Below are 12,358 nucleotides of genomic sequence, written 5' to 3'. Positions count from 1 at the left end.
CGAAGCGGTCGGCACGAATGTATCAGATGGCACTTTGTCCACAATTCGCCCTGCTGTCTGTTTCGATTCAGCGCCGGGGAGTATTATGGGGATAGTTTTTTAGTCCCCGGCTGTCCACAGAATCAGCACTTGGCGTGTCCCAGGCTAGATTCCTGATTCAAATCAACGAATCCGCTTGCTGCCCGAAGTTTTCCACGCTGGCGAAAACGTCCGCGCGTCACTATGACAAGTGGATATCTCAGGCCGCCTATGGACAGGTCGTAATTCTCGATTCCAACAGACTCTAAGAATTAGAAGAATCCTTCAGATATAAATTTTTATTTATAGAAGGCTCAAGGAAAGGCAGACTGATGCCCGTGAAACGCGCTCTGCTCCAGGTCCTGAAAGGCGAGAGCCTGGAGGCTCCTCCGCTCTGGATGATGCGCCAGGCAGGCCGCTATCTCCCGGAGTATCGCGAGACCCGGAAGAAGGCCGGGAGCTTCCTTGATCTGTGCTACAATCCCGACTTCGCCGTCGAAGTGACGCTGCAGCCGATCCGGCGCTTCGACTTCGACGCCTCGATCATGTTCTCCGACATTCTGGTTGTCCCGCATGCGCTCGGTCGCGACCTGCGCTTCGAGGAGGGCAGGGGTCCGATGATGACACCGATCACCGCCGACGGTGTCGCGGCCCTCGACGGCTCAAAGTTTCACGTGAATCTCGAACCGGTCTACGAAACCGTGCGCCGGCTGCGTCGCGAATTGCCCGACAAGACGACGCTGATCGGCTTCTGTGGCGCGCCCTGGACGGTTGCCACTTACATGATCGCCGGCCACGGCACGCCCGATCAGGCGCCGGCGCGGCTGTTTGCCTATCGCGAGCCGGAAGCGATGGCACAGCTGCTGTCGATCCTTGCTGATCATTCGGCCGCCTATCTCATCCGCCAGATCGAGGCCGGCGCCGATGTCGTGCAGATTTTCGATTCCTGGTCGGGCGTGCTCGACGAGGCGACTTTCGAGGCCTGCTGCGTCAAGCCGGTCGCGGACATCGTGCGCAAGGTCCGTGCGGTTTATCCTGACGTTCCGATCATCGGCTTTCCGAAAGGCGCAGGCGCCCAGCTCGACAGCTACAGGCAGCGTACCGGCGTCATAGGCCTCGGCCTCGACTGGACCGTGCCTCTGTCGCAGGCGCAGCGTCTGCAGGGCGCAGGGGCCGTCCAGGGCAATCTCGACCCGCTCAGGCTGGTTGTCGGCGGCAAGGCGCTGGAAGAGGGCGTGGACGCTATCCTGAAGGCGCTGGGTGCTGGTCCGCTGATCTTCAACCTCGGCCACGGCATCACGCCGGAGACGCCCGTGGCGCATGTCGAAGCGATGGTACGCCAGGTGCGAAAGGCAACCCAGCAATGAGCAGTCAAAGCGCAGGCCCCTCGAGCGGCGCGACAGCGGCCAAACGTGCCGTCATCGCCGTTATTGTCCTGGTGGCGCTCACAGCGCTGCTGTTTGCAGCGGCGCCCGACGATTTCTACCTCTGGGCCAAGGCAATCCACATCATCGCGGTGATCGCGTGGATGGCCGGCATGCTCTATCTGCCGCGCCTGTTCGTCTATCACGCGGAAGCGGAGAAGGGCTCGGTGCAATCCGAGACCTTCAAGGTGATGGAGCGCCGTCTTCTGCGCGCTATCATCAATCCAGCGATGATCGTCACCTGGGTGTTCGGCCTGTGGCTTGCCTGGAAGGGCTTTGGCTTTGCCGGCGGCTGGCTGCACGCCAAGATCGCCGCCGTGCTGCTGCTTTCGGGCGTGCATGGCTATCTCTCGGCGTCGGTTCGCCGTTTTGCCGAGGACCGCAACGAAAAACCATCGCGGCACTGGCGCATCGTCAACGAGATTCCGACCGTGCTGATGATCGTCATCGTCATCCTGGTGGTTGTAAAGCCGTTCTGAGCGCCTTAAATTTGCAGGACTGCGCCTTGCTCTTTCATTTCGGGAGAGCTAAAAGGCTGTTCTTCCTTCCCGCCATGCGCCGCCCCATTCCCATTTTCTGGCCGCGCTCGGCAATTATCGCAAAACGCCGATAGCCAACTTCCCCACTTTCCCACGCTCAGAGTCCGTCCATGCAGGAAACAAAACTCGCCGAATTCAAGAACAAGAAGCCGCCGGAGCTGATCGCTTACGCCGAATCGCTCGAGGTCGAAAACGCCAGCGTCATGCGCAAGCAGGAACTGATGTTTGCAATCCTCAAGAAGCTGGCTGGCCAGGATATCGAGATCATCGGCGATGGTGTTGTCGAAGTGCTGCAGGACGGTTTCGGCTTCCTGCGCTCGGCCAACGCCAACTATCTCCCGGGTCCGGACGATATCTACATTTCGCCTTCGCAGATAAGACGGTTTTCGCTGAAGACCGGCGATACTGTCGAAGGGCCGATCCGCAGCCCCAAGGAAGGCGAGCGCTATTTCGCGCTTCTGAAGGTCAACACGATCAATTTCGACGATCCCGAAAAGATCCGTCACAAGATCCACTTCGACAATCTGACGCCGCTCTACCCGACCTCGCGGCTCAAGATGGAAGTCGAAAACCCGACGACCAAGGACATTTCGCCCCGCGTCATCGACCTGGTCGCGCCGCTCGGCAAGGGCCAGCGCGCTTTGATCGTGGCACAGCCGCGTACCGGTAAGACCGTTCTGCTGCAGAACATCGCGCACTCGATCACCACCAACCATCCCGAATGCTACCTGATCGTGCTTCTGATCGACGAGCGTCCGGAAGAAGTGACCGACATGCAGCGGTCGGTGAAGGGCGAGGTGGTTTCCTCAACCTTCGACGAGCCGGCGGTTCGCCACGTCCAGGTCGCAGAAATGGTCATCGAAAAGGCCAAGCGCCTTGTCGAACACGGCCGCGACGTCGTCATCCTGCTCGATTCGATCACCCGCCTCGGCCGCGCCTACAACACGGTCGTGCCGTCATCCGGCAAGGTCCTGACCGGTGGTGTCGACGCCAACGCGCTGCAGCGCCCGAAGCGCTTCTTCGGCGCCGCGCGTAACATCGAAGAGGGTGGGTCGCTGACCATCATCGCCACCGCGCTGATCGATACCGGCAGCCGCATGGACGAAGTCATCTTCGAAGAGTTCAAGGGCACCGGCAACTCGGAAATCGTGCTCGACCGCAAGGTCGCCGACAAGCGCATCTACCCGGCGATGGACATCCTCAAGTCCGGCACCCGCAAGGAAGATTTGCTTGTCGCGCGCCAGGATCTGCAGAAGATCTTCGTGCTGCGCCGCATCCTGGCGCCGATGGGAACGACCGATGCGATCGAGTTCCTCATCGACAAGCTCAAGCAGACCAAGACCAACGCCGACTTCTTCGATTCGATGAACACCTGAAAAAGCCGGATCAGCGGCGGCGAAGCGCTTCTTCAAGCTTCGCCGGATCGCTGATAGCAGGCAGACAGATAAGGCCGGTGCACAGATAGGCACCGGCCTTTTTCGTATCCGGCAGTGCGTCGCCGGGCAGTTTTGCGCGCTCGGTATCGCCGCCCAAGGTGATAAAAATATCGACGCGGCGCGGATCTGGATTCCGATTCGCTACCGTAACAAGGCTTGGCTGCGCTGGGTCTTCGACAACAATGAGTTTCGACGGTTCAAGCGCCAACACGCAGGCGTTAACGATGCCGGCCTGGCCATATTGCTGGCTCTGGATGCGGCCGGAGGCGTGTTCGGCAATCGTCCAGGCGCGCTGCTGCAACTCTATGTCGCCAGCGATATTCGCCAGTCGCACCACAGCTTCGATGATCTGGCTTGTTGCCGACGGGATCGCTTCGTCTATATCGCCGCGGATACGCATCGGTACGTCGGCGCTATCGGAAGCGGTGAGGTAATGGCCTGTCTTGTCGGCATCCGCGTGCCAGTTCTCCAGCATTTTCAGGAAATGGGCTGCGTGATCGAGGTAAGCTGCGTCCCTGGTCGCTTCGAACAATGAGATCGCGGCGTTGATCATCGCCGCATAATCGCTCGACAAGGCCGGATAGAGCCGCTTTTCGCCGAGACTTGAATGCGGCAGCCGGCCCTCAGGCGTAGCAGAGGCCAAAATTGCGCCGAAAGCGGCTGCCGCCGCAGCCACCCAGTCATTCCGATCCAGGCTACGGCCGGCCTCGGCCAGCGCCACGATGGCCAAGCCATTCCAATCGGTGAGGGCCTTGTCGTCGCGACCTGGCCGTATGCGCTTTTCCCGCGCTTCGAGCAGACGCGATGTCAGGCTGGAAACGACATTTCGGTCTTCTGCCGACTGCCGCGCCTCAGCTGGCGTCTGGTGGACAATGGGATCGCCTTCCCAACTATCTGGCTTTAAGATCGTGAAGTAGTTGAAAAATAACGACGAATCATCGCCTAGAACAGCTGTAATGCTGTCTTTGGTCCAGGTGTAGAACAGACCTTCTTCGCCTTCGCTGTCAGCATCGAGGCTGGATGCGAAAGCGCCATCGGGCAGGCGCATTTCACGCAGCAGCCAGGCAATCGTGTCTTCGATTCGTATCCGAAACAGTTGGTTTCCAGTCGCGGCAAAAGCCCAATTGGCCTGACGGATCAGCTGGGCATTGTCGTAAAGCATCTTTTCGAAATGCGGCACCAGCCATTGGGCATCGGTCGAATAGCGCGCCAAACCACCGCCGACATGGTCGTAGATCCCGCCTGCGAGCATGCGTTCCATGCTTTCCGTCACTGCGTCGCGGTGGTCCTGGTTGTCGGAGCGCAGCCAGGACAGCCACAGCGCCTGCATGAAAGGCGCATTCGGAAATTTCGGCGCGCCGCGAAGCCCGCCCAGATCGCGGTCGATCATGTCGTAGATGCCGGAAGACAGCGTCCTGGCGGTGTCGATCGAGATCTGAGCCGGTGCGCTGGCACCGCCGAGGCGCTTGCTGACATGCTGGGCAAGGTCGGCGGCACTCTGGAGGATGCTGGCGCGTTTGCCGCGCCAGGCCGCGTCGACGGCGTTGAGCACCTGGATGAAGCCGGGCCGTCCGTAACGCGGCTCGCGCGGGAAATAGGTTCCGCCCCAAAAAGGCTTGGCATCTGGCGTCAGGAACATTGTCAGCGGCCAGCCGCCTTGCTCGCCCATGCTGGCCAGTGCAGCCATATAGATCTGGTCGATATCGGGACGCTCCTCGCGGTCGACCTTGATATTGACGAAGAGGCGGTTCATGACCTCGGCAACTTCGTTGTTTTCGAAGCTTTCATGGGCCATGACGTGGCACCAGTGGCAGGCAGCGTAACCGACCGACAGCAGGATCGGCCGATCCAGCCGCACGGCTTCGGCCAGTGCCGCCGGTGACCAAGGGCGCCAATGCACAGGGTTGTCGCCGTGTTGGCGCAGGTAGGGGCTACCCTCGTCGCGAAGCAGGTTGTCTTGCGGAAGCATGCGTGATCGGCCCAAAACAGTGATAATAGGCCCCAACCTAGGGCGCTTCCGAGAGACCGGCAAATGCTATTCACCGATTCGATCGCCGCACTTTCCAGCGGGCACCTGCCGTCCGGCGTGGCAATTGTGCGCATTTCCGGCCCAACCGTTCGATTCGCACTCGAAACGATTTCCGGTTTGCTGCCAACGCCTCGTCAGGCACATTATGGCGCGTTGCGTGCGTCAGGCGGCGAGCTGATCGATCATGGCCTGACGCTGTTTTTCCCCGCTCCAAACAGCTTTACCGGAGAGGATTGCGGCGAGTTCCAGGTCCATGGCGGTCGCGCGGTTGTGGCGTCTTTGCTCACTGAGCTCGGCAAGCTACCCGGCTTCAGGCAGGCAGAAGCTGGCGAGTTCACCAAACGCGCCTTTCTCAACGGCAAGATGGATCTCTTGGAGGCCGAAGCGCTTGCTGATTTGATCAATGCGGAGACTGAAGCCCAACGCCAGTTCGCCGTGATGAATTCTGGCGGTGCGCAAAGCGAGCTTTATCTCGGATGGCGCAAGCGGTTGATTCACGCGCGGGCGATGATCGAAGCGGAGATGGATTTTGCCGACGAGGCCGACGTGCCGGGCTCGGTGTCGTCGCAAGTCTGGCAAGACGTCAGCTTGCTCATCGACGAAATTCAGGCTCACGTCGATGGCTACAGCAAGGCCGAGATGATCCGCGACGGTTTCGATGTCGTCATCCTTGGCGCGCCGAACGCCGGAAAGTCGAGCCTTCTCAATACGCTATTGCAACGCGAAGCGGCGATTGTCACCGACGAGCCGGGTACGACACGCGATCTGGTCGAAGCCGTTCTTGATCTGGATGGACTCAAGGTTCGCATTACCGATACCGCTGGCCTGCGCGAGCCAGCCGGCAAGGTGGAGGCTATTGGGATTGAGCGGGCCAGGGAACGCGCGAAAGGCGCCGACTTGGTGCTGTTCCTGGAGGACATGTCCGCGCCGGCGGAATTGAAGCCGCCATCCGATGTGCCTGCCATTGCGATCGGCACCAAGGTTGATCGCCACCAGCACAATGCCGGAGAAGCGCGCTATGCGCTCACGATATCCACGATCACCGGGCACGGCATCGATGACCTGCTCAAGATGATTGCTAAGCGCGCCAGCGATGCAGTCGGGCAGCGCGGTGACATCCTGCCTTCGCGTTTGCGCCACGTTGAATTGCTAAAGGATGCAAGCAGTTATCTTGACGCGGCCCTCACGGCTTCGGACGGCATGCTTGAGTTGAAGGCCGAAAATCTGCGCCTGGCCAGCGACCGAATCGGCAAACTGTCAGGCGCGGTGCATGTTGAGGATCTGCTCGACGTCATTTTCTCGCAATTCTGTATCGGAAAATGATTCACGTGAAACATTTTGGCAGTGGATTGCCATGATTCACGTGAAACGCCACCGTTGACTCCCCGTCGCGCGTCCAGGTTGTTTCACGTGAAACCATCAGCTGATCCGATTCTCTTGACATGAGGCGGAGATAGAGACATCTGTCTCGGCAAATGTTTCCTGGAGACCGTGATGAGTGAAAGCTACGACGTCGTCGTGGTGGGCGGAGGCCATGCCGGCTGCGAAGCTGCATCCGCCGCCGCGCGCGCCGGTGCCAAGACCGCGCTCGTGACCCTTCGTCGCGACACCATCGGCACCATGTCCTGCAATCCGGCGATTGGCGGGCTCGGCAAGGGGCACCTTGTCCGTGAGATCGACGCGCTGGATGGGCTCATGGGCCGGGTCGCCGACGCCGCGGGCATTCAGTTTCGTCTGCTCAATCGCCGCAAAGGCCCGGCGGTGCGTGGTCCGCGCACACAGGCCGATCGCAAGCTCTATCGGCTGGCGATGCAGGAAGCCATCGCGGCACAGCCAAATCTGAGCGTCATCGAGGCGGAAGTCTCTGATTTCATTATAGATAATGACCGGTTGAGCGCTGTTGTTCTCGGCGATGGAAGCCAGTTGGCCTGCGCCGCGGTGGTCTTGACCACAGGTACATTCCTGCGCGGCTTGATCCATATTGGCGAGCGCAAATTCCCAGCTGGGCGGATGAACGAGCAGGCCTCGATGGGTCTGTCCGAGACCTTGAAACGTGCTGGCCTGGCGCTTGGGCGGCTGAAGACGGGTACGCCGCCACGGCTCGACGGTCGCACGATCGACTGGGCGTCGCTCGAAACCCAGGCAGCCGATGAAGACCCGGTGCCTTTTTCGCTGCTCACCGACAAGATCACCAATCCGCAGATCGAATGCGGCATCACACGCACGACAGACGCCACGCATCGGATCATTCGCGAGAATCTGAGCCGTTCGGCGATGTATTCCGGATCGATTGAAGGCATCGGACCGCGTTATTGCCCGTCGATCGAAGACAAGATCGTCAAGTTCGGCGATCGCGAGGGTCACCAGATATTCCTGGAGCCTGAGGGGCTCGATGACGATACTGTCTATCCGAACGGCATTTCGACCTCGTTGCCTGAGGACGTGCAGCTCGACATTTTGAAATCGATTCCGGGGCTGGAACGCGCCGTCATGCTGCAGCCCGGCTATGCCATTGAATACGACCATATCGATCCGCGCGAATTGGAGCCGACGCTTGAAACCAAGCGCGTGCATGGCCTGTTTCTCGCAGGGCAGATCAATGGCACGACGGGCTATGAAGAGGCCGCGGCGCAAGGCCTGCTTGCCGGCATCAATGCGGCCCGTCTCGCCGGCAATAGCGAACAGCTGATTCTGAGCCGAACGCAGGCCTATATCGGCGTCATGGTCGATGATCTGACGAGCCGTGGCATCAGCGAGCCCTACCGCATGTTCACTTCGCGCGCTGAATTCCGGCTTTCGCTGCGCGCTGATAATGCCGACGAACGACTGACGCCCCTGGCCAAGGAGCTGGGTATTGTTTCAACCGAGCGTGAAATGCGCTTCGGCGAGATGACCGCGCGCATCGACGCAGCTCGGACATTGACCAAATCGCATCGATTGTCGCCCAACGAGGCGCGGCGCCATGGCATCGAAGTCAATTTCGATGGTGTCAAGCGCTCGCTCTATGAGCTTCTGGCCTATCCGAATATTGACCTCACCCAACTTGTCAAGATCTTGCCGGAGCTGGCCTCGATTGACAAAAAGACGGCAGAAGCCATTGAAACAGAAGCGAAATATGCCGTCTACCTTGATCGCCAGAAGTCGGATGCGGCTTTGATGCTCAAGGAAGAGGAGAGAGTGATCCCGGAAGCTCTTGATTTTGAGTCGGTTCCCGGCCTTTCCAACGAGCTGCGCCAGAAGATGCGGACACGCCGCCCGCGTTCGCTCGCCGAAGCACAGCGCATTGACGGCATGACTCCGGCGGCTTTGGCCATCATTCTCGCACATGTTCGCAATTCAGAAGCACAATCACGCAGGGGCGCCGCTTGAAACAAGACGCCTATGCAAGGTTGCAGGAAATCGCAGGTCCCGTTTCACGTGAAACATTTGACAAGCTGATCGCCTTCGAAACTGTGTTCCGCAAGTGGGCACAGCGCATCAATCTCGTCGCGCCGTCGACTTTGGACGACGCTTGGGAGCGTCATATCCTCGACAGCGCCCAGGTGGTGAGGCTTGGCGGTGAAGCGAAAGGCTGGCTCGACATCGGCTCAGGCGGTGGTTTCCCGGGTCTGATCATCGCGTCGATGATCGCCGAGCGGGCAGGGGCATCCGTCGACCTTGTCGAGAGCAACCGCAAAAAAGCCAGCTTTCTGCAGGCTGTTGTGGGTGAGCTTCACCTGCCGGCGCGGGTTCACGCCAAGCGAATCGAAGATGTTCATGCGTCCATTCGTGCGCCAGAGATTCTGAGTGCGCGTGCATTGGCGCCCTTGCCATTGCTGCTGGAACTGTCGGCGCCCTGGCTGCAGGCTGGAACTACAGCGCTTTTCCACAAAGGCCGGGATTACCGACAGGAAATCGAAGATAGCGCTCATCAGTGGGGATTCGATCTGGTAGAACACCCTAGCCTGACCGACACCCAGGGGGTCATCCTCGAGATTCGGAACCTGCGCCGCATTTGAATGCGGCGCCATGTGACGAGACGGAAAACAGCAGTCGAGCCATGAAGATCACACCTAGAATCATCACAGTCGCCAATCAAAAGGGCGGCGTCGGCAAGACGACCACCGCCATCAACCTGGCGACGGCACTTGCCGCCATTGGCGAGCGCGTGCTCATCATCGACCTCGATCCGCAAGGCAACGCCAGCACGGGTCTCGGCATTGATCGCAAGGATCGCAGCGTGTCGTCCTATGACGTGCTGACCGGCGAACTGGAGATCGAACAGGCGGCGATGGAAACGGCGGTGCCTGGCCTGTCGATCATTCCGTCGACACTCGATCTGCTTGGAATCGAAATGGAAATCGCATCGGCACCGGATCGTGTGCTGAAACTGCGCAACGCCTTGAGAGCGTCTTCCGAACGTTCGGCCCCCTACAGCTATGTGCTGATCGACTGTCCGCCGTCGCTCAATTTGCTGACGCTGAACTCCATGGCCGCAGCGGATTCCGTCCTGGTGCCGCTGCAGTGCGAATTCTTTGCGCTCGAAGGCTTGAGCCAGTTGCTTGAGACGGTGGATCAGGTGCGCAGGTCGATCAATCCCGATCTGACGATCCAGGGCATCGTGCTGACGATGTTTGATGGCCGTAACAATCTGGCCAACCAGGTGGTCGAAGACGTGCGCGCCCATATGGGCGAAAAGGTCTATGACACGGTGATCCCGCGCAATGTGCGTATCTCGGAAGCACCGTCCTACGGCAAGCCGGCGATCCTGTATGATTTGAAATGCTCCGGCAGCCAAGCCTATCTGCAGCTCGCCTCGGAAGTCATCAGGCGCGAACGTAAACTCCGGGCCGCGTAAATCGATTCGGACTCGAAACAAGCTGGACAAGACATGAACGAAGACCTTTCCAGAAAGCGCCTTGGGCGGGGACTTGCCGCCCTTATCGGCGAGATGGACAAGCCAGTCGTGCCGGAAAAGCCGGCGGCGCCGGCCGATGGACGCGTGCCGATCGAGTTCGTCAGCCCGAACCCACGCAATCCGCGCCGCCACTTTGGCGAAGCCGACCTCGCCGATCTGGCGCAGTCGATCCGCGAGCATGGGCTTGTGCAGCCGGTCGTTGTCAGGCCCGCCGCCGAGCCCGGCCGTTATGAGATCATCGCGGGTGAGCGCCGCTGGCGCGCAGCCCAGCGCGCAGGGGTTAGCGAGATCCCTGTCATCGTGCGCGACGTCAACGATCGCACCGCGCTCGAACTCGCCATCATCGAAAACGTGCAGCGCACCGACCTCAACGCCATCGAAGAGGCGATGGGCTACCAGCAGCTGATCGACGACCACAGCTATACCCAGGCCGACCTCGGCCAGGTCATCGGCAAGAGCCGCAGCCATGTGGCCAACACGCTGCGGCTGCTCAAGCTGCCGGATGTTGTTCGCGACATGCTGATCAATGGCGAATTGTCGGCCGGTCACGCGCGTGCGCTGATCACCGCGCACGATCCGGCCGGGCTTGCCAAGCGGATCATTGATGAAGGCCTGTCGGTACGCCAAGCCGAGGCTCTGGCTCAGCTTCCGGCAGATGCGGTCGTGGAAAAGCAGCCGACGCGCCCTGTAGAGAAGGACCCGGATACGATTGCGCTGGAAAAGCTTCTCACCGACGTCGTCGGCATGAAGATTTCGATCGCCCACAAGGACAAGGGTGGTGAATTGCGCGTCAGTTATCGTTCGCTCGAGCAGCTCGACGATCTTTGCCGCCGTCTCAAAAACGACCGTATGTGATTGATTTTATTGACTCTTGATCTTGAAACGCCGGCTTGTCAGCCGGCGTTTTTGTCTTCAGCGTCGGCCGCCGGCGAGACGTGCGCCTTCGACCGCGATGCCCAGCATCGCCTGTCGTGCCAGTGCGACAGCCAGATCAGGCCGGCGCCGTGTCTGAAGCGTCGTCGACTGCAGCCGCGTCAGCGCGCGGTTCAAAGCCACCACACTCCAGCTCGTCAGGGTACGCTCGACCGCGCGGCGGCGCGCAAAGAACACCGGAGGCCTTGCCGCAGCTATGATGGCGGCGGCATTGCGGCTGCCGGTTTCCATCTCGCCACGCATCAGATGGATGTTCTGCAGGTGCCGGGTGGCCGTGGCCAGCAATTGCGCTGCCTGGCTGCCGGTCTGGCACTGTTTGGTGAAGGCAGCGTCGAATTCGGCGATGTTGCCGCCGAGTGCCGCATCGATGGCGTCGTCCAGCGACAGCGCCGAGACGTCACCGGTCATATCCTTGACGTCTTCGAGCGTGATTTCACCGCGGCCCATGGCGTAAAGCGTCAGTTTCTGCACCTCGCCGCGCGTCGCCAGGCGGTCGCCGCCGAGGCTGCGGCGCAGCGCATTGCGCGCGTCGAGTGCCATGGTCAGGCCGGCCGCGCGCAGCTCGTCGTCAATGACGGTCTCGATGTCGCGCGCCTCGTCGCCATAGCAGGGCAGGGCCATGCCGGCAAAAGCGCCTTCGACCACGGTGCGCAAGGGCGCGCCTTTCTTGAGGTCCTGTGCTTCTATCAGGATGATGGCATCGCGCGGCGGGGCGGCAACGAGTGCCTTGACGTCGTCGGCGAGGTTCTTTTGGGCGGCCGCATTGCGCACCCAGATCAGGCGGCGGGGCGAAAACATCGGCACCGTGCGGGCTTCATCGACAAGGCGGCCGCTGTCGCGTTCGACATCGGCGGCGTCGAGTTTCACCACGGAAAAGGGATCGTCGAGGGGAAGGCCGGTCTTGGCGGCAAAGGCTGCCGCGCGCTCGGAAACCAGGCCACGGTCAGGGCCGTAGATGAGTACGATCACCGCCTCGGCAGCGGGGCGTGCCAGCCAGGAATCGACCTCGTGAGCTTTCTTTTGCGCCATGCCGCTCTGTTAGCACAGGCGTTTGGACTGCCGCAGCATTTTTGTCCGCGTAC

Annotated in this window: 10 protein-coding genes; 8 read left to right on the top strand and 2 right to left on the bottom strand. The window is 60.5% G+C overall.

The window, feature by feature from the left end; all coding sequences use genetic code 11:
- Positions 1–350 precede the first annotated feature (350 nt).
- The 3 genes from hemE (at position 351) to rho (ending at position 3,357) form a co-directional block, all read left to right on the top strand.
- A complete protein-coding gene (gene hemE / locus AC1RTB_RS12905) occupies positions 351–1,385 on the top strand; it encodes a uroporphyrinogen decarboxylase (protein ID WP_492878490.1) in 1,035 nt (344 codons plus the stop codon).
- The gene (gene hemJ, locus AC1RTB_RS12900; protein ID WP_492878492.1) at positions 1,382–1,921 is read left to right on the top strand and encodes a protoporphyrinogen oxidase HemJ; all 540 of its coding nucleotides are present in this window, start codon (positions 1,382–1,384) and stop codon (positions 1,919–1,921) included. Before hemE ends, hemJ begins: the two co-directional genes overlap by 4 nt.
- Positions 1,922–2,091: 170 nt before the next feature.
- Positions 2,092–3,357 carry a transcription termination factor Rho gene (gene rho, locus AC1RTB_RS12895; protein WP_115730026.1) on the top strand — a complete coding sequence of 422 codons (1,266 nt, stop codon included), beginning with the start codon at positions 2,092–2,094 and terminating at the stop codon, positions 3,355–3,357.
- A gap of 10 nt (positions 3,358–3,367) precedes the next feature.
- On the opposite strand, the gene AC1RTB_RS12890 is transcribed toward rho, so the two are convergent.
- Positions 3,368–5,386, bottom strand: a complete 2,019-nt coding sequence (locus tag AC1RTB_RS12890; protein ID WP_492878494.1) for a thioredoxin domain-containing protein — start codon at positions 5,384–5,386, stop codon at positions 3,368–3,370.
- A gap of 63 nt (positions 5,387–5,449) precedes the next feature.
- Here AC1RTB_RS12890 and mnmE point away from each other — a divergent pair, with 63 nt between their 5' ends.
- The 5 genes from mnmE to AC1RTB_RS12865 all read left to right on the top strand — a co-directional run bounded on the left by mnmE (position 5,450) and on the right by AC1RTB_RS12865 (position 11,198).
- Positions 5,450–6,769, top strand: coding sequence for a tRNA uridine-5-carboxymethylaminomethyl(34) synthesis GTPase MnmE (mnmE, locus tag AC1RTB_RS12885; RefSeq protein ID WP_492878496.1), 1,320 nt, complete (start codon positions 5,450–5,452; stop codon positions 6,767–6,769).
- Between the two features lie 171 nt (positions 6,770–6,940).
- Positions 6,941–8,815 (top strand): tRNA uridine-5-carboxymethylaminomethyl(34) synthesis enzyme MnmG, encoded by a 1,875-nt coding sequence (mnmG, locus tag AC1RTB_RS12880; protein ID WP_492878498.1) that lies wholly within the window; start codon positions 6,941–6,943, stop codon positions 8,813–8,815.
- A complete protein-coding gene (rsmG, locus tag AC1RTB_RS12875) occupies positions 8,812–9,444 on the top strand; it encodes a 16S rRNA (guanine(527)-N(7))-methyltransferase RsmG (protein WP_492878500.1) in 633 nt (210 codons plus the stop codon). The genes mnmG and rsmG overlap by 4 nt, the downstream gene beginning before the upstream one ends.
- Positions 9,445–9,485: 41 nt before the next feature.
- Positions 9,486–10,283, top strand: coding sequence for a ParA family protein (locus AC1RTB_RS12870; RefSeq protein WP_492878502.1), 798 nt, complete (start codon positions 9,486–9,488; stop codon positions 10,281–10,283).
- Positions 10,284–10,316: 33 nt separating this feature from the next.
- Positions 10,317–11,198 (top strand): ParB/RepB/Spo0J family partition protein, encoded by an 882-nt coding sequence (locus AC1RTB_RS12865; protein ID WP_492878504.1) that lies wholly within the window; start codon positions 10,317–10,319, stop codon positions 11,196–11,198.
- A 57-nt stretch (positions 11,199–11,255) separates the two neighbouring features.
- On the opposite strand, the gene holA is transcribed toward AC1RTB_RS12865, so the two are convergent.
- Positions 11,256–12,305 carry a DNA polymerase III subunit delta gene (holA, locus tag AC1RTB_RS12860; protein WP_492878506.1) on the bottom strand — a complete coding sequence of 350 codons (1,050 nt, stop codon included), beginning with the start codon at positions 12,303–12,305 and terminating at the stop codon, positions 11,256–11,258.
- Positions 12,306–12,358 lie beyond the last annotated feature (53 nt).

The organism is Aminobacter sp. GW821-FHT11F06, assembly GCF_058808215.1.
Note: the sequence above shows the minus strand (reverse complement) of the source record. Positions and strands in the feature narration are given on the sequence as shown.

What these genes read in the sequence shown, in the direction of transcription:
- hemJ (WP_492878492.1), top strand. Translation starts at nt 1,382, where the DNA reads ATGAGCAGTCAAAGCGCAGGCCCCTCGAGCGGCGCGACAGCGGCCAAA.
- AC1RTB_RS12865 (WP_492878504.1), top strand. Translation starts at nt 10,317, where the DNA reads ATGAACGAAGACCTTTCCAGAAAGCGCCTTGGGCGGGGACTTGCCGCC.
- rho (WP_115730026.1), top strand. Translation starts at nt 2,092, where the DNA reads ATGCAGGAAACAAAACTCGCCGAATTCAAGAACAAGAAGCCGCCGGAG.
- holA (WP_492878506.1), bottom strand. Translation starts at nt 12,305, where the DNA reads ATGGCGCAAAAGAAAGCTCACGAGGTCGATTCCTGGCTGGCACGCCCC.
- mnmE (WP_492878496.1), top strand. Translation starts at nt 5,450, where the DNA reads ATGCTATTCACCGATTCGATCGCCGCACTTTCCAGCGGGCACCTGCCG.
- hemE (WP_492878490.1), top strand. Translation starts at nt 351, where the DNA reads ATGCCCGTGAAACGCGCTCTGCTCCAGGTCCTGAAAGGCGAGAGCCTG.
- mnmG (WP_492878498.1), top strand. Translation starts at nt 6,941, where the DNA reads ATGAGTGAAAGCTACGACGTCGTCGTGGTGGGCGGAGGCCATGCCGGC.
- AC1RTB_RS12870 (WP_492878502.1), top strand. Translation starts at nt 9,486, where the DNA reads ATGAAGATCACACCTAGAATCATCACAGTCGCCAATCAAAAGGGCGGC.
- AC1RTB_RS12890 (WP_492878494.1), bottom strand. Translation starts at nt 5,386, where the DNA reads ATGCTTCCGCAAGACAACCTGCTTCGCGACGAGGGTAGCCCCTACCTG.